Source organism: Devosia sp. Micro-HW1 (assembly GCF_056341075.1).
This window is the reverse complement of sequence record NZ_CP094375.1, coordinates 1478296-1495154: the sequence shown is the minus strand read 5'-3', so window position 1 is coordinate 1495154 and position 16859 is coordinate 1478296. Positions and strand designations below refer to the sequence as shown.

16 protein-coding genes and 1 pseudogene are annotated in these 16859 nt (G+C 62.9%); 8 read left to right on the top strand and 9 right to left on the bottom strand.

What is annotated here, in order from left to right; translation table 11 throughout:
- Window positions 1–123 precede the first annotated feature (123 nt).
- Window positions 124–564 (bottom strand): organic hydroperoxide resistance protein, encoded by a 441-nt coding sequence (locus MQW79_RS07020; protein WP_476587628.1) that lies wholly within the window; start codon window positions 562–564, stop codon window positions 124–126.
- Window positions 565–666: 102 nt separating this feature from the next.
- Here MQW79_RS07020 and MQW79_RS07015 point away from each other — a divergent pair, with 102 nt between their 5' ends.
- Complete coding sequence (locus MQW79_RS07015) at window positions 667–1107, top strand: MarR family winged helix-turn-helix transcriptional regulator (RefSeq protein ID WP_476587627.1); 441 nt, start codon at window positions 667–669, stop codon at window positions 1105–1107.
- A gap of 92 nt (window positions 1108–1199) precedes the next feature.
- On the opposite strand, the gene MQW79_RS07010 is transcribed toward MQW79_RS07015, so the two are convergent.
- Window positions 1200–2180, bottom strand: coding sequence for a ribonuclease T2 family protein (locus tag MQW79_RS07010; protein WP_476587626.1), 981 nt, complete (start codon window positions 2178–2180; stop codon window positions 1200–1202).
- A 95-nt stretch (window positions 2181–2275) separates the two neighbouring features.
- Here MQW79_RS07010 and MQW79_RS07005 point away from each other — a divergent pair, with 95 nt between their 5' ends.
- Window positions 2276–2473: a hypothetical protein gene (locus MQW79_RS07005; protein WP_476587625.1), complete on the top strand. Its 198-nt coding sequence runs from the start codon at window positions 2276–2278 to the stop codon at window positions 2471–2473.
- Window positions 2474–2533: 60 nt separating this feature from the next.
- Here the strand turns inward: MQW79_RS07005 and MQW79_RS07000 are convergent, their stop codons facing one another.
- Window positions 2534–4522, bottom strand: a complete 1989-nt coding sequence (locus MQW79_RS07000; RefSeq protein WP_476588199.1) for a bifunctional 2',3'-cyclic-nucleotide 2'-phosphodiesterase/3'-nucleotidase — start codon at window positions 4520–4522, stop codon at window positions 2534–2536.
- A gap of 624 nt (window positions 4523–5146) precedes the next feature.
- Between MQW79_RS07000 and MQW79_RS06995 the strand changes: the two genes are divergently transcribed.
- Complete coding sequence (locus tag MQW79_RS06995; RefSeq protein WP_476584485.1) at window positions 5147–6085, top strand: IS481 family transposase; 939 nt, start codon at window positions 5147–5149, stop codon at window positions 6083–6085.
- Between the two features lie 146 nt (window positions 6086–6231).
- Here the strand turns inward: MQW79_RS06995 and MQW79_RS06990 are convergent, their stop codons facing one another.
- The gene (locus MQW79_RS06990; protein ID WP_476587624.1) at window positions 6232–7143 is read right to left on the bottom strand and encodes a sugar kinase; all 912 of its coding nucleotides are present in this window, start codon (window positions 7141–7143) and stop codon (window positions 6232–6234) included.
- A 202-nt stretch (window positions 7144–7345) separates the two neighbouring features.
- On the opposite strand from MQW79_RS06990, the gene MQW79_RS06985 reads away from it, so the two are divergent.
- From MQW79_RS06985 to MQW79_RS06975, 3 genes are all read left to right on the top strand, one after another.
- On the top strand, window positions 7346–8812 hold the full coding sequence (locus MQW79_RS06985; protein ID WP_476587623.1) for a mannitol dehydrogenase family protein: 1467 nt from the start codon (window positions 7346–7348) through the stop codon (window positions 8810–8812).
- Window positions 8813–9059: 247 nt separating this feature from the next.
- Window positions 9060–9989: a KPN_02809 family neutral zinc metallopeptidase gene (gene ypfJ, locus MQW79_RS06980; protein WP_476587622.1), complete on the top strand. Its 930-nt coding sequence runs from the start codon at window positions 9060–9062 to the stop codon at window positions 9987–9989.
- A 51-nt stretch (window positions 9990–10040) separates the two neighbouring features.
- The gene (locus MQW79_RS06975) at window positions 10041–10553 is read left to right on the top strand and encodes a cupin domain-containing protein (protein WP_476587620.1); all 513 of its coding nucleotides are present in this window, start codon (window positions 10041–10043) and stop codon (window positions 10551–10553) included.
- Between the two features lie 56 nt (window positions 10554–10609).
- On the opposite strand, the pseudogene MQW79_RS06970 reads toward MQW79_RS06975, so the two are convergent.
- The 3 genes and pseudogenes from MQW79_RS06970 to carA all read right to left on the bottom strand — a co-directional run bounded on the left by MQW79_RS06970 (window position 10610) and on the right by carA (window position 12877).
- Window positions 10610–10914 (bottom strand): annotated as a pseudogene (locus tag MQW79_RS06970) (AzlD family protein).
- Complete coding sequence (locus MQW79_RS06965; protein ID WP_476588198.1) at window positions 10914–11627, bottom strand: AzlC family ABC transporter permease; 714 nt, start codon at window positions 11625–11627, stop codon at window positions 10914–10916. The pseudogene MQW79_RS06970 and the gene MQW79_RS06965 overlap by 1 nt, the downstream one beginning before the upstream one ends.
- A 38-nt stretch (window positions 11628–11665) precedes the next feature.
- A complete protein-coding gene (carA, locus tag MQW79_RS06960) occupies window positions 11666–12877 on the bottom strand; it encodes a glutamine-hydrolyzing carbamoyl-phosphate synthase small subunit (RefSeq protein WP_476587619.1) in 1212 nt (403 codons plus the stop codon).
- A 192-nt stretch (window positions 12878–13069) separates the two neighbouring features.
- Between carA and MQW79_RS06955 the strand changes: the two genes are divergently transcribed.
- A complete protein-coding gene (locus tag MQW79_RS06955; protein ID WP_476587618.1) occupies window positions 13070–13522 on the top strand; it encodes a GatB/YqeY domain-containing protein in 453 nt (150 codons plus the stop codon).
- A gap of 117 nt (window positions 13523–13639) precedes the next feature.
- On the opposite strand, the gene MQW79_RS06950 is transcribed toward MQW79_RS06955, so the two are convergent.
- Both MQW79_RS06950 and MQW79_RS06945 read right to left on the bottom strand, forming a co-directional pair.
- The gene (locus MQW79_RS06950) at window positions 13640–14779 is read right to left on the bottom strand and encodes a GGDEF domain-containing protein (protein WP_476587616.1); all 1140 of its coding nucleotides are present in this window, start codon (window positions 14777–14779) and stop codon (window positions 13640–13642) included.
- A gap of 124 nt (window positions 14780–14903) precedes the next feature.
- Window positions 14904–16094: an MFS transporter gene (locus MQW79_RS06945; RefSeq protein WP_476587614.1), complete on the bottom strand. Its 1191-nt coding sequence runs from the start codon at window positions 16092–16094 to the stop codon at window positions 14904–14906.
- Window positions 16095–16279: 185 nt separating this feature from the next.
- On the opposite strand from MQW79_RS06945, the gene MQW79_RS06940 reads away from it, so the two are divergent.
- On the top strand, window positions 16280–16843 hold the full coding sequence (locus tag MQW79_RS06940; RefSeq protein ID WP_476587612.1) for an HdeD family acid-resistance protein: 564 nt from the start codon (window positions 16280–16282) through the stop codon (window positions 16841–16843).
- Window positions 16844–16859: the final 16 nt, after the last annotated feature.

Here is a 16859-nt window from a genome sequence, read left to right as displayed (position 1 = left end):
TTCCCGGCTGGTGCAGGGACGGTGTGCAGGGCGCAGCTTTTGCCGCCGCCTGGAGGTAAATGACAAATGGCCACTCAAGCGAGTGGCCATTTTCGTTTTGGAGCTGCGGTGAGCTCGGATCGCTTATACGACCGTCAACGTCACGTCGACATTGCCGCGCGTGGCGTTGGAATAGGGGCAGACCTGATGGGCCTTGTGGACGAGGTCTTCTGCCTGGGCCCTGTCGAGACCAGGGATGGTGACCTTCAACTCGACTTCGATGTTGAAGCCCTTGCCGCCTTCATTGGCGTTCTCGCCGAAGGACACCGAGGCGTCGATACGGGTATCGTCAGGCACCTTCACCTTCTCGCCGCGCGCGACGGCCTTGATGGCGCCGAGGAAGCAGGCGGAGTAGCCAGCGGCGAAGAGCTGCTCGGGATTGGTGCCGGGGCCATCATTGCCACCCATCGCCTTGGGCGTATCAAGCTTTACCTCCAGGCGACCGTCATCGGTCTTGCTGTGACCGTCGGCGCGACCTCCGGTGGTGTGGGCGTGGGCGGTGTAGACGGCAGACTTAATAGCCATGGTGCTTCTCCGTGCTTGGGATGGCATTTATATAGTGTGCAATTAAATTGTGCGCAATATAATTTTGTATGCTAGATTTGGGACGCTGATGCGAGGTTTCCGATGACCGACAAACCGATGCCTACGATCGACCAGATGCTGTGCTTTGCCGTCTATGCGGCCGGCCATGCCTTCACCCGCTTCTACAAGCCGCGTCTGGACGCGCTGGACCTGACCTATCCGCAATATCTGGTGTTCCTCGTCCTGTGGGAACGGGATGATCTCACAGTCAAAGCACTGGGAGAGAAATTGTTCCTCGATTCGGGCACGATCACGCCGCTGATCAAGCGGCTCGAGGCGCGCGGGCTTGTGCGACGGCAGCGGGATGAAGTCGATGAGCGTCAGGTCCGCATCCGGCTCACGGGCGAGGGGCGGGCGCTGAAAGCCAAGGCAGAGGCCATTCCGCTGGCGGTGGTTAAGGGAACGGGGCTGACGCTCGAAGGCGCCGAAGCGATGCGGCTGGAATTGCTGGCGCTGCGGGAGCGGCTGGATGGGGCGGAGTAGGGGAGTGGGCACGGAGCCCGACACCCCGGACTTAGCAAGCTGACTCCTGCTCAGCTTCCCTCCTCACAAGAGGTGAAGGAGGCGAAGCCCTGTTAGCGTAGACCAACAGCGTCCACCTGGCCCGAGGAGCACTCGCTTTCGTTGGGATTTGCGGCCAGCATGAGTGGGCCAAAATCGTCGGGGCCGGTGATGTCGCCGGTGAGATTGATCTGCAATTCGGTGATGAGGATGCGATTTCCGTCCTCGATGCAGGACATGGAGACGCGGTCGCCAGCGCCCTGGCCAAACGCGGTGTCGAAGGCGGAGCGGACCTGAGCGAGGGTGATGCGCTTGCCGATATTGCCGGCGAAGAGATCGACGACGTCGGACGTGTTGAGGGCCAGCATGAGGTCGAGCGAGTCAGTGAAGTATTCGGGCTGATCGGCGCCGTAGCAGGTGCCATGCTTGGTCCATTCGTGCCGGTCGAGGCCGGACTGTGAGCCAGGCATGACCATGTCGAGGTCGCGGCGCTGGGCAATGGTGAGGTCGAGCATAGGCAGGTCGCGCCAGCGGCCGTCGCGGCTGGCCCAGATGTCGCGCTGGGAAACGCCGCAATATTCGTTGTTGCGGGGCTGCGGCCACAGGCCGTGCAGGGTGAAACTGGTGGCTTCGAAGCTGTCGGGTCGCTGGTTACGGCATTCGTTGGTGCGCGAGGCGGTTTCACAGAAAGCCGGCTGCCAGTTGACGGCCAGGACATATTGGGTGCCGCGATAGGGGGTGGAGGCAGAGGGTGTGTCCCCTTGCCTTGCGATGGAGGCATCGGTGGTGCCGCAGCCGATTTCGACCCAGCGGCGCTCTGGATCGGCGCCGGGGATGATCAGCCAGAAATGGGTGGGCGGCGACTTGTTGGCGGCGACAAGGTCGTATTCGGTCCCGGGAGCGAGCGTTACATCGCCCGGATTGGTCTGGCGGCTGATCGACTGGTAGGCCGGGCAGGCGCCTGACGCGGTGAAGGTGCCGGAGAGGGGGACTTCAGCGCGGGCCGCGAGCGTCGGGAGCGAGCATAATGCCAGGGCAGTCAGTATTCGCAGCATGGTCTGTTCCTTGCCTTGCGAGACGCCTCTGAGACAGAACGAGGAACCGCCTCGAAGGCTGGGCCGTTCTTCACTCCAAATCACAGGAGATGTAAATGGCTGAACCCAATCGTGAAACCGTCATCGTGGATCGCGGCGGCAGTGGTGCCGGCATGATTGTCGGCATTGTTGTCGTCGTGGCTGCGCTGATCATCGGCTACCTCGTATTCTTCAACGGGGACGGCGCGGGCGGCGGCACTGTCGATGTCGACGTGCCGGCGGTAAGCGTGGACGTGGTGCCTGACGGGCAGTAATTCGCAGGTTCTGGACATGCAAACGGGCGCCCGATGGGCGCCCGTTCTGTTTCTGGCGCGTCAGAGTGCGATGCGGTAGATGCCGAAACCGGCTTCGTCGGTCTCGCCTGTCGCCTCGATACTGACTGCGGTCACGTCAGACACCTTGTCGGCGGCATTCGGACCCGTGGCAAACAGAACCGTTGTGTCGCCGATCGGGGCGAGGGACCAGTTGCTGTCGGCCTTGGGGTCGATCGTGCCGTTTTCGATGATGAAGCGGACAATGATGTCGCGGTTGGTATCGGGACCGATGAAGACGATCTTTTCGGCATTGATGCCCGGGAATGACCCGCCGCCACCGGCGCGATAGTTGTTGGTGGCGACGATAAATTCCTGAGCCGGGTCGATGGGTGCGCCATTGTACTGGAGATCGACGATGCGGCTGGCATCGGCGTTTTCCAGGGCACCACCATCGGCAGCGTATTTGGACGGCTGGGTCAGGTCGATCTTGTAGGTTACCCCGTCAATGACGTCGAAATTGTAGGACGGGAAAGCGGGATTGATGAGTTCGGCATCGGTGGCGCCGGCCTCGACCTGGTTGAAGATGCCGGCAGACCGCTCCAGCCATTCCTTCACGTCGGCGCCGGTGATTTTCACCGCCTGAATGGTGTTGGGATAGAGGTAGAGATCGGCCACGTTCTTGATCGCCACCGGCCCAACAGGGACGTCGGTATAGTATTCCGGACCGCCACGGCCACCAGCCTTGAAGGGCGCGGCGGCCGACAGGATCGGCAGGCCTTCCCACTCGGTGCCCTTCATCATCTGCTCGATGTACCAGGACTGGGCCTGCGAGACGACCTGCACGGACGGATCATCGGCGACGAGCGCGAAGTAGGAATGCAGCGGCGCTGCAGTTTCGCCCACGGGGCGACGGATGTAGTCGAGGGTTTCCTGGTGCTCGGTTTCGACCGACGCCTCGACTTCGGGGACCGACTCAACGGTGGGGACGTTCTTGTTGTCGACGCGTTCGACGATGGGGCGGGCTTCCGAGGTATGCGAGACCACGGTCCAGTTGCCATCGACATCAATTTCGAGGAGCAGGTCAACCAGACCCATATGCGAGCCCCAGAATCCGGGCATGACGGCGGGCTTGCCGTTGAGCGTGCCGGCGGCGGTGTCGACGCCCTCGATTCCCTCATAGGCCGGGCCCGGGAAGACCAGGTGGTGATGACCGGTCAGGACCACGTCAATGCCTTCGACAGCGGCGAGCTGGAGCGAGGCGTTTTCCATGCCCGGAACATGCTCGCCGCCCTCAATGCCGGAATGGGAGAGGGCAACGATGATCTGGGCGCCTTCCTCGCGCATTTTCGGCACATAGGCCTGGGCCGTTTCGACGATGTCGCGCACCACGACCTTGCCGGTCAGGTGTGTCGCATCCCAGGTGAGGATCTGCGGCGGCAGGAAGCCGATGACGCCGATCCTGATCGTGTGGGTGGCACCCGAGCCGTCGGTAAGTTCCTTTTCGAAGATGCGGTAGGGTTCGATATAGGTGTCGTCGGACAGGGCATCGGCGCCCAGTTCGGCGCCGCGCACCAGATTGGCGGAGACGAAGGGGAAATTGGCGCCTTCGAGAGCCCGGTCGAGGAATTCGAGACCATAGTTGAACTCGTGATTGCCCAGGGTGGCGGCGTCATAGCCCAGCGTATTGAGCGCTGCGACGGCCGGATGGATGTCTCCCTGGTTGAGGCCCTTTTCATAGGCCATGTAGTCGCCCATCGGATTGCCCTGGATCAGGTCGCCATTGTCGAACAGCACGGCATTGCCGGCTTCGGCACGGATTTCCTCGATGATGGCAGCAGTGCGCGCCAGGCCCATCGTGTCGTTTGGCGCGTCGGCATAATAGTCATAGGGAAGGATGGCGACGTGAATGTCCGTCGTCTCGATGATGCGCAGATGGGCCTGATTGGCCTGGGCCAGCACCGCAAAGGGATGCATGGCGACCATGGCGCCAACGCTGGCCGAACCGGCCAGGAAGCTGCGCCGGGAAATGCTCGGGAAAAAATTCATGATCGTCTCCAAGAAAATTGCCCTGCCGCGGGGGCCGCACGCTCCCGCGGATGCCGGCTTCAGCCGGTTTGTTGCGCTCCCGGTGGCGTGGGAACGGGCTCGCTCATGCCCAATGGAGGTGACGCTGACATGACGTTGCGATGGAGAGGCTATGAAGGTTTTACCGATTGGTCAATTTATGACAGTTTGGTGACAGGGCGTGTCGTTATGCCGGGTGGCTCGGAAGCCTCCGGTCTGCGCGGTCGATGGAGCCCCGAGACGGCTTTCGTCCCTTGATGTTTAGTCTTGTGAGACGAGAACCGCCTCGGGGCGTCGGGATTTCCGGCAGGGGGTTTCGCTTAGGGCCGGCTTACGCCGGAATTTCCCATCCCCGGACCCACACCCCGTAACGATTCAGGGTGCTCCCAACTGTCGCCGGACGGTTGATCGTTGCAACCCCATCTCCACCCGGCTGATGAGGGGAGAATAAAGGGCGTGGAAGTAGCGGGGATAAGTTTGTGGGCTCGCCGTAGAACCCGCTTCGTGGGCACCCCCACCTAGCTGTCGAAGCTATGAAGGTTGTTCATTCGGAGAAGGACTGAGAAGCTGGGGTTGCGAAACCAATCCATCTGTCTCGGAGCTCCCCGAATGAACGTGCACAAGAATGCGCGCCTGACGCCCTCAGGTCGAGTGCTTTTGGTCAACCGTATGCAAGCAGGCTGGCCAGCCAAACGTGCCGCCGAGGCCGCCGGTGTGTCGTCTCGAACGGCGCATCGCTGGCTGGCGCGGTATCGTTCTGGCGACCGGCAGTTGCGTGACCGCAGCTCGGCTCCCCGTTATTGTCCGCATCGCCTGGCTCAGGAGCATGTTGCCGCGATCGCACAGCTGCGCCACCAGCGTCAAACCGGTCCAATGATCGCCCAGGCCCTGGGGCTGGCCCGCTCAACGGTGGGGCTGGTTCTGCGTCGGCTTGGACTGAACCGCCTGGACCGGCTGGACCCCAAGCCAGTGGCCGTCCGCTACGAACGCGAGCGTCCCGGCGAGTTGGTGCATATTGATATCAAGACCCTGGGACGCTTCAAACGCACGGGGCACCGCATCACGGGCGCGCGGATCGAGCACAACAGGGGGCGAGGCATTGGCTGGGAACATCTGCATGTGGCAATCGATGATGCGAGCCGGCTGGCCTATACCGAGGTGCTGCCCAGCCTGGGCAAGGAGGACGCCACCGCCTTTCTCAACCGGGCTGTGCGCTGGTTCGAGCGGCTCGGCGTGACCGTCGAGCGCATCATGACCGACAATGGCTCGGCCTATAGCTCAAAGCTCTTTGCCAACGCCATCCAGGCTGCCGGCATCCGCCATATCCGCACCCGACCCTACCGTCCCCAAACCAATGGCAAGGCCGAGCGCTTCATCCAGACTTCTCTGAGGGAGTGGGCCTATGCACAGCCATACGAGACCTCAGAACATCGCAAACAGGCCATCGGCCCTTGGACCGACGACTACAATCTGAACAGACCTCACTCCGCCATCGGCGGAAAAACTCCGTTCCAAAGACTGAACAACCTACTTGGAAACGACACCTAGCTGCGCTATGGCCTGAAGGCCAAGCTGCGCTACCTCCCCCGTCAAGGGGGAGGTGACAGATCGAGTTTGTCGGAAGGCTTGTGCAAACACCGATTGGCTCCTCCCCCTACTCCAGGGGGAGGTTGGGTGGAGGTGTTTACCGGGGGTCAGCCCTGAACCAGCTTCGGATCCACCAAGGCGCCCTTGTGGCCGATGACGATGCCGGCGGTGCGGTGGGCGGCTTCGGCGGCTTCGCGCAGGGACTTGCCGTTGAGGCGGGCCGAGAGATAGGCGCCGTTAAAACTGTCGCCGGCGCCGGTGGCGTCGACCACTTTCGCGCCCGGCGGCGGGGCGAGGCGGACGCGTTCATGGGCGGTGGCGATCAGCGCTTCCTTGCTGCCATCCTTGACCACAACTTCCTCGACGCCGAGTTCGAGATAGCGGTCGGCCGTGTCATCGACGGTCTTGTCGCCGAAGAGCGGCGCTTCGTCGGTATGGGTGGGCAGGACGATGTCGCAGAGGCTGGCGGCGGCAGTGAGCACGCCGGCCATGACGCGCGGAGATGACCAGAGCGCGGGGCGGAGATTGGTGTCGAAGGCGATTTTTGCGCCTTTGTCGCGGGCCTTGACGATGGCGCCGAGCAGGCGGCCGCGAGCGCGGGGAGCGAGGATGGCCAGGGTAATGCCGGAGAAATAGACGAGTTCGGCGCCTTCCACGGCCTTGGCGAGCGCCTGCCTGTCGTCGGCGAGGAGCTTGGCGGCGGAGGTGTCGCGCCAATAGGTGAAGTGCCGGTCGCCTTTTTCCTGGTGGATCAGGTAGAGGCCGGGACGGCGATTGGGGATGGTCTGGATATGGCTGGTGCCGATGCCATTGTCCTTGAGGAAGGCACGGATGTCGTTGGAATAGCGGTCTTCGCCGAGGGCCGTCACGTAGTCGACGGACCAGTCCTTGCCGAGCAAAGCGCGCAGATACCAGGCGGAGTTGAGCGTGTCGCCGGCATAGCCGAGGCGATAGGAACGGTCTTCGCCGCCGCTCATCTCGATCATGCATTCCCCGATGGAAACGATCCGCTTGGCCACAGTCTTCTCCTCTTCCCGACGGCCTCGTTTAGCACAGGCCTTGTTGCATGGAAGCAGGCACCGACCTGACTTTGCTGACAAAACAGAGATTCCCGCTTTCGCAGGAACGGCACTGTGGTAGTGGCAGTAAAAGCATCAATGGAACTTCCATACAAGATGAGAAGTGACTATGGTGCGCCCGAAACTATCGCCGGAGCATTCGATGACGCGCCTCAACCAGCAGAGCCTTGCCAATGTTGCCAAGGGCACGGAAGTGCCGGGCTATGATCGCGCCAAGGTGACGCCGGGCATTGTGCATCTGGGGATAGGTGCGTTTCATCGGGCACATATGGCCGTGTATGTCGACGACCTGCTGGCCGGGGACCCGAGCTGGGGCATAGTGGGCGCGAGCCTGAGGCGGCCGGACACCAAGGAAGCGCTGGAGCCGCAGGACGGGCTCTATACGATTGCGGTGCGCGATGCCGATGGTACGCATCCGCGGGTGATCGGCTCGATCCTATCGGTAATGGACGCCAATACCGAGCGCGACGAACTGCTGGCGCTGATGGCTGATCCCAAGATCCGCATCGTCTCGCTGACGGTGACCGAGAAGGGCTATTGCTACGCTCCGGCTACGGGTGAGCTCGACCAGGGGCATGTCGATATCGTCCATGACCTTGCCAACCCGACGACGCCGAAATCGGCGCCGGGCATGCTGGTCGAGGCGCTGGCGCGGCGCAAGGCGGCGGGCATTGCCCCGTTCACGGTGATGAGCTGCGACAACCTGCCGAGCAATGGCGAGACGGCCAAGCGGATCGTGACGAAGTTTGCGGCGCTGCGGGGTGCTGCTCTTGGCGAATGGGTGAAGCAGGTGGCTTTCCCCTCGACCATGGTGGACCGTATCGTTCCCTCGACCACCGACGCGGACAGGGCGGAGGTGGCCGGCCTGATCGGGGCGGAAGACGCCTGGCCGATCATGACCGAACCTTTCACCCAATGGGTGATCGAGGATCATTTCCCGAGCGGGCGGCCGGCCTTCGAGACGGTGGGAGCGCAACTGGTCAAGGATGTCGAGCCCTTCGAGCATATGAAGCTCAGGATGCTCAATGGCTCGCACTCGACAATGGCCTATACCGGCTATCTCGGGGGCTACGAATATATCGCCGAGGTGATGGGCGATCCGGCCTATGTAAAACTCGTGCATGGGCTGATGACCGAGGAAGCGATGCCGACGCTGGACATGCCCGGTGTCGATCTTGGCGCCTATCGTGACCAGTTGCTGGAGCGGTTCCGCAATCCGGCGCTGAAGCACAGGACCTGGCAGATTGCCATGGATGGCAGCCAGAAACTGCCGCAGCGCCTCCTGGGCACGATCCGCGACCGGTTGAAGGAAGGGCAGGGGATCGAGCGGCTGGCGCTCGGGGTGGCGGCGTGGATGCGCTATGTCACCGGCGTCAACGAGGATGGCGGCGAAATCGATGTGCGCGACCCGCATGCGCTCAGGATGATGGCCATTGCCGCCGATGCCGGGGACGACCCGGAGGCGCTGTTCGAGGGGCTTGCGGCGCTGACCGAAGTCTTCGGCACCGACCTGGCCGGCAATGCCGTGTTCCGGAAAACGGTGGTCGGACATCTCGAAAGCCTGTTCGACGAAGGCGCGAAGGCGACCGTGGCCAAGGTGGCGGGGTAATTTCACTCCTCTCCCTGTGGGGGACGGTGCCCGGGGCGCACCGAATTCGCAGGAGCGGATTTCGGTTGGATGAGGGGCCGAGGCGTCGTTTTCCGCACGGAGCAGGTGTGGCGAATTCACCTCACCCGTGTCGCACTCCGCGCGATCTACCCTCTCCGGCGAGGGGAGACGGGAAGAGCAGTGGAACCCGTTCCTCTGCGCCGGATTTTACTGCTAGCGTCAGCGAAAATCTGAAAAGGCGTCAGACATGAAGTGGCAGGGGCGGCAGCGCAGCTCGAATATCGAGGATCGGCGCGGACAGCGAAGCGGCGGGGGTCTTGGTGGCCTAGGGGGTCTCGGCGGCCTTAGTCGCGGCGGCGGCATCCGCATTCCAACCGGCGGTGGATCGCGCGGGGGCATTTCCAGCCTTGTGGGCATCATTGTGGTGCTGGGCATCATCTGGTTTGCGACGGGTCAAAATCCGCTCGACATGCTGACCGGCGGATCAAGTTCGGGCCCGACGTCCGGCGCGACGTCCACCCAGCTCCCCGCCGAGGGACAGGACGAGCTGGCCGATTTCGTCGGCGTGGTGGTCAAGGAAACCGAGGACCTGTGGAACGAGCAGTTCGCGGCCATCGGCGAGGACTATCCCGAGCCGACCGTGGTGCTGTTTTCCGGGCAGGTCAATTCAGCCTGCGGCATGGCGGATTCGTCGGTGGGGCCGTTTTATTGCCCGGGCGACAGCAAGGTCTATATCGACCTCAGCTTCTATGACCAGCTGCACCAGCAGTTCGGGGCGCCCGGCGATTTTGCCCAGGCCTATGTGCTGGCGCATGAAGTGGGGCACCACATCCAGAATCTGACCGGCGTATTGCCGGAGTTCAACCAGATGCGCCAGAGCATGAGCCAGGAAGAGGCCAATGCCTATTCGGTGCGGGTCGAATTGCAGGCCGACTGCTATGCGGGTGTGTGGGCCAGTTATGCGGGCCAACAGAACCTGCTCGACAGCGGCGATATCGAGGAAGCGCTCAACGCCGCCAACCAGATTGGCGACGACACGCTGCAGAAGCGCATGCAGGGCTTTGCCGTCCCAAAAACCTTCAACCATGGCACGTCGGCACAGCGCAAGGCGTGGTTCGAGCGGGGCTATCGCTCGGGTGATCCCGGCGATTGCGACACGTTCTCGGGCAGTGTGTGAGCGAACTTCCGAGGCTCCTCCTGCGTTGGCCAGAGAACACAGGAGGAGACAATGATGGGCAATATCACCGATGTATCGCTGGAATTTTTCGCCGATGGCGGCACGATACCGAATAGCAACCTGCCAGTGGTGATCTACCGTCGGGCGCTGGGGGCGGAGCCGGCGTCCGCCGAAGCGCTGGAAAAGCTGTTCGACGGGAATGGCTGGCCGAGCCAGTGGCGCGCCGGCGTCTATGACTTTCACCACTATCATTCGACGGCGCATGAATGCCTGGGCGTGGCGCGCGGCACGGCCACGCTGATGCTGGGTGGACCCGAGGGGCGAGAGTTTGCGCTGGAAGCGGGCGACGTTGTGGTGTTGCCGGCGGGCACCGGGCATCGGAGGCTGACCCAGGACCCGGACTTTCTCGTTGTCGGCGCCTATCCGCCCGGGCAGGACTGGGACCTGCTGAAGGGGGAAGCGGGGGACAGGCCCGGCACTGATGAGAGAATCGCACAGGTGCCGCTGCCCACAACCGACCCGGTGGGCGGGCAGGGCGGACCAGTTCTGGAGAAGTGGCGCTAATTGTCCTTGGTCGCGCCTTCGAACCGCAAAACCGGGACCACTTTGCTGAAATCGCTCTACAGACCGAACAGGTGACGGGCCGCCATGGCGGCGGCCCAGCCAGCGGCCAGCATGATGAGGCCCGGATAGCGCAGGCTGACGAGGCCGGCGACGATGAGGGCAAGGCGCACGTCCCAGCCGCTGGTGAAAAAGGCGGGCGCCCAGAGCGTGGTCAAGACGGGCGGCGGGCACCGCGTTGAGCGCCTGTTCGAGTCGCGGCGGCAGGGTGCGCATGCGGGTGATGAGCACATAGCCGCCGACGCGCGTCATAGGTGGCGACAGCGGCGGCGAGGATCAGCCAGACGGTGGACAGGTCCTGCATCAGTGGGCCGCCTCTTCCACGGCTTCGGCAGGCTTGGGCGGCAGAGGCAGCATGGCGGCAACGGCGACCCCGCAAATGGCGCCGATGCTCACATGCCAGGGCGACCCCACGAAGTAGTAGCCGAGCACCGAGCCGGCCATGCTGGCAGCAACCACCGGGTAGAAGCCGGGCTTGCGGCGGAAGCCGACGACGAGGCCGAGGAAATAGATGGGCAGCAGCACATCGATGGCCCAGACCTTGGGATCGCCCAGCATTGAGCCGAACCAGGCGCCGAGCACCGAGAAGACCAGCCAGGACACATAGATGACGAGGCCGAAGGCCATGTACCAGGCAAAGCTCAGCGATTTGCCGGATTCAGAGCGCCTGATGGCCTCGGCAAATTGCGGGTCGATGAGGAAGAAGAAGGCCACGGCCTTCTGCACCAGGCTGAAGTGGCGGATGTAGCGCGCCAGGGCCGCGGAATAGAGAATGTGCCGGAAATTGACGGCGAAGACCGATAGCACGATGAGCCAGGGCGCGACGTGCTGGCCAAAGAGCTCGATGCCCACCAGCTGGCTGGCGCCGGCATAGACGGTGGCGCTCATGAGCCCGGCCTCGGCAATGGTCAGGCCATTGTCGACGGCCACGGCGCCGAACAGCACGGCGAAGGGCGTGGTGGACAGCGCGATGACCGCGCCGCCCTTGAGGCCGTCGATGATGTCGTTGCTCATGATGCTACCGCGAAGGCGACTCGGAGGGGACTCCGAGTGGATCAGGCTGCGGCGCCCGGAGCAACATATTCGGGCTTTTCGGCAATGCCCTTTTGCTTGCGCACCTGATTGAGGAAACGCGTGAAGAGATAATGGCTGTCCTTCGGCCCGGGGCTGGCTTCGGGGTGATACTGCACCGAGAAGATCGGCTTGCCTTCGACGGCCAGGCCGGCATTGGAGCCATCAAACAGCGAGACGTGGGTCTGGGTGACGCCTGCGGGCAGGCTTTCCGCATCCACGGCAAAGCCATGGTTCATCGAGGTGATCTCGACCTTGCCGGTGGTCAGGTCCTTGACCGGATGGTTGGCGCCGTGGTGACCCTGGTGCATCTTTGACGTGGTGCCGCCCAGCGCCAGGCCAAGCAGCTGGTGGCCGAGGCAGATACCGAACATCGGCTTGCCCGTCTCCATCAGCTTCTGGATGGTCGGGACGGCATATTTGCCGGTCGCGGCCGGGTCGCCCGGGCCGTTGGAAAGGAAGATGGCGTCGGGATTGTGCGAAAGCACGTCGGCCGCCGAGGCCGTGGCCGGCACGACGGTGACCCTGGCGCCCTGGTCGGCCAGGCAGCGCAGGATGTTGCGCTTGGCGCCGTAGTCGATGGCGACGACGTGGAATTCAGGGCTTTCGAGCTTGCCGTAGCCCTTGTCCCACTGCCAGCCTGTCTGGTCCCAGTGATAGGTCTGGGCGGTCGTGACTTCCTTGGCCAGGTCGAGGCCTTCGAGGCCCGGGAAGGCGTTGAGCTCGGCCATGATCGAGCCCTCGTCGAAGACGCCCGTCGGCTCGTGGGCGACAACGCCATTGGGCATGCCGTTTTCACGGATCAGTGCGGTCAGGGCGCGGGTGTCGATACCGGCAATGCCCACGATGTTGCGCTTCTTGAGCCAGGCGTCGAGCTTTTCGGCGGCGCGATAGTTCGAAGGGTTGGTGATATCGGCCTTGATCACAACGCCGCGCACGCCCGAGAGGGCGGCCATGTTCACCGTCTCGATGTCTTCGTCATTGGTGCCGACATTGCCGATATGGGGGAAGGTGAAGGTGATGATCTGCCCGGCATAAGACGGGTCGGTGAGGACTTCCTGATAGCCGGTCATGGCAGTGTTGAAGCAGACTTCGCCAGCCGCGTGACCGACTGCGCCGATGCCATGGCCTTCGAGGCGCGTGCCGTCAGCCAGAATAAGAACTGCGGTCGCGGGGGTCTGCTGCCAGCCGGTCACTTTGGGTCTCCAAGCTCGGTTTATCGGGCGCGCGCAACAAGAGCGGTGGCCAAGGGCCTGCCTTCATGCGCGGCGAAAGATGTCGGTTGAGGCCTCCTCTTAGAAGGCCAAGGCGGGCAGCGCAAGTGGCGAAGCACGCGTTATTTGCCTATATGGGGGCGACAGATTGCATGACAAGGAGCCGAACGAGACATGCGTGAAGACATCAGCGAAGGGCTCAAACTGGCGCTCAAGGCCCGCGATCAGCGCCGCACAGCGACCCTGCGGTCGATCAACGCGGCCATTGCGGACCGCGATATCGCCAATCGGGGCGATGGCAAGGGTCCGGCCACCAATGACGAGATTTTGTCCCTCATCCAGAAGATGGTGAAGCAGCGCGAAGAAAGCTTTGCCATCTATGCCCAGGCGGGGCGGGCCGACCTGGCCACGGTGGAAAAAGAAGAAATCGACATTCTCAACGAGTTCCTTCCCAAAGGCCTCAGCGAAGAGGAGGTGGCCTCTGCCATCCAGGCCGCGATTGCCTCCACTGGTGCCGAAGGGCCCAAGGACATGGGCAAGGTGATCGCCCAGCTCAAGGCCGACTACCCGGGACGAATCGATTTCGGCAAGGTCAGTGGCCAGGTCCGCGCGGCGCTGAGCGCCTGAGGTCCCATTCTCCGTTATTTCCCGGCAGGCCAAGGCTGGACCGGGCAAGCCAGTTGATGACGCATGGGCTACCCGGTCAGCCGGGTGGCCCATGATCTGGTCCTTCGCGTCTGCGCGCTAGGCGACCATTCGAAAGGGAGCCACGTGGACCTGGTTGCGGCCTGATTCCTTGGCCCGATAGAGGGCCGCATCGGCGCGGCTGAGGACCGAGGCAAAGGTCTCGGACTGACCGCCCGTGGCCATGCCCGCACTGACAGTGGCAATGTCGTCGCTGTCGCCGATCGGCAGGCTCAATTCGGCAAAGGCCTTGCGAACCCGTTCGGCGACCGCCCGGGCCGTCTCCCAGTCGCGCCCGGGCAGGATGGCGCAGAACTCCTCGCCGCCGAGGCGGGCAATGATGTCAGTGGGGCGCAGTTCGTCGCGCATGACCCCTGCGAATGTCTGCAACACCACGTCACCGTGGGCATGACCCAGGCGGTCGTTGATCTGCTTGAAATGGTCCAGGTCGAACATGATGACAGCAAGGCCGGTGATGACATCGGTATCGCGGAACCGCCGGAACAGGGCACGGCGATTGAGAACGCCCGTCAGCGCGTCGGTATTGGCCTCCAACCGGTGCCGCTTGGCGGCGCGGGCATGGTGCAAGGTCAGCGAGATGGCGCCGATGCCGGTGAGGCCGACCAGCGAGAGGATGGAATTGACATCTTCCGCCCAGTTGTCTGGCGGCCCCTGCAGCACCCACGCGCCCTCGATCAGCAACATTGCTGCACAGGCCAGGAAGGACAGGGCGACCAGACCATAGAGCGTCGCGTTGGCCAGCATTGCCAAGCGACCCTCGCTGCGGCCGCGCCAGTATTCGAAACCGCACAGCGCCATGATGATGGCAGCATTGATGTTGAGCATCATCGTGCCGACGCCCGAAAGGCCCATGACCCAGGCGGGCGCCATGGTGGCTATGGCAATGAGGCCAACCCACAAGGGCGGAATAGCCGAACGGCCGTTGAACAGGCGTGACCCGGAATAGATGCTGCTCAGGCCAGCCAACAGAATCGCAAAGGGAATTAGCTGGTTGAACATGGCGTAATTGCCCTGGCGGAGACCAAGCCCGGCCAGAGCGAGCACGACAAGGCCGATGCCGGCGGCGCCATGGACGAGATAGGTTTCGGTGCGCGAATTCAGCCAGCCGATGACCAGCGCCACCACGAGGGATGCGCCGGAAAAGGCGATGCCGATGAGCAATGACGCGTTGTCGATCATTGAGCCAATACCAAAGTCCCGGGAGGCGGACCCAAGTGCCTCCTTAACGCGGATCTGGCCAAGAGACGGTTACGCGGTTCCCCTCAGTTGGGATGATGGTGTCTGAAAGGTTATCAGGTTGGGTCTATTGGGCCGCCATTCCGGCCGGCAGCGGCGGCGAACGCTCGTCACTGCGCTCCCAGGCGGCAGACCAGATGGCGATAGCCGCTGCCATGGCCAGCGCCACGGCTCCGATGAGTGGCAGGCTCTGATAGCCCCAGCCGGCTTCGATAAAGCTTGCGCCCAACACGGCCCCAATGGCGATGCCGATGTTGAAGCCGGCCGGAATGAGAGCCGAAGTCAGATTGGGCGCGTCGGCGGCCCACATCAGCATGCGTGACTGGAGGGGCGAGCCAAAGGCAAAATTGGCACCGCCCCACAGGATCACACCGATTGACATTGGAATGGCAAAGGGACTGGCAAAGTAGATGCCGATGAACAGCAGGACCTGGACGGAGAGAATGACGATCAACGAGGGCAGCAGGCGCCAATCGGCAAGGCGTCCTCCAATGAAGACGCCAATCGTCGACCCCGCACCATAGAGCAGCAGAATGACCGGAATGGCCCCGGAGGGGAGGCCGGTGACTTCGAGCAGCAGGGGAGCGATGTAGGTGAAGAGGCTGTACTGGCCGATCATGACCAGAATGGCGATGAGAAAGCCCAGAAAGACCTGCTGCCTGCCGAGCGCCGCGAACTCCCGGCGGAAACTGCCCTTGCTGGCTCCTGCCCCGGCATTGGCGGGCAATACGGCCGCGACGGCCAGGGAGGCGAGCAGGCCCAGGATGCCGACTGCCCAGAATGTGGCCCGCCAGCCAAAGGCTGTGCCGATGGCGGTGCCGCCGGGCACGCCGAGCACATTGGAGACCGTCAGCCCCGACAGGATCAGAGCCATGGCAAAGCCGCGCCGCTCGGGCGGGACGATGCTGGTGGCGATGACAAAGGCGATGCCGAAATAGGTGCCGTGCAGGACTGACACGAAAATTCGGGCGAGCAGCAGAAGTTCGAAATTGGGCGCGATGGCGCAGAGTGCCTGTCCAAAGGTGAAGCCGAGGCCCAGCAGGATGACGAGCAGCTTGCGGTTCATCTTCTTGGTGACCACGGCCAGCAATGGCCCGCCAATGGCGATGCCGATGGCGTAGCCAGACACCAGATACCCAGCCACCGGAATAGACACGCCAAGCCCAAGCGCGACATCGGGCAGGACGCCGGCGATGACGAATTCGGCCGTGCCAAAGGCAAAGGCGGCCAGGAAGAGGGCGAGCAGGGGCAGGGACATGGCTGAGATCTGTGCTGATGCGGCAGCCTGGCTCATTTCACGCCAAGGCAGTGAGGACAATCCACAATTTGCCCCAACCACTATAGAAAAACTAAACTGATGGCGGCTCTTGGACGTTTCCGCGGCGCGCGTTACCCTGATCATGTCGAGTTGGGAAGCGGCGATGCCGCGAGGAGCGAATTCGAATGACCGTATCTTCGTCCACCAAGAAGCGTTTTGCCCTGATTACCGCCCTTCGCGGGCTTCTGATGCTGGCTGCTGGCCTCTACGCGATCATCCTGCCCATGCAGGCGCTCGCCGTGCTGATGCTGTTCGGCGGTATCCTGCTGATCATCGATGGCGCGCTGGGTCTCTGGAGCCTCACTTTCGGGGCCGGCAAATCCGGAAATTACTGGTTCGACGTCATCGCCAATGCTGTGTCCCTGATCCTTGGCGTGGTGATCCTCATCAGTCCGATGCTGTCGACCGTCTTCACCGTCACCGTCATTTCCTACCTCGTAGGTATCTGCGCGATCATCGTTGGCCTCATGCAGGTCATCGTCGTCGTGATGGAGCGCGCCAGCTATGCGAAGATCTGGCCCGTCGTGGTGTCGGGCCTTTCCTATATCCTGCTGGGCCTGATCCTGCTGTTCTTTCCGACGCTGGGTGCGGCGGTGGGCATGGTCATCGGTGGAATACTGCTGGTGATCTTCTCCATCGGCTTGTTTGGCTGGGCCTGGCGGCTCTACCAATCCAGCAAGGTCGCCTGAACCGGGTCCAGGATAG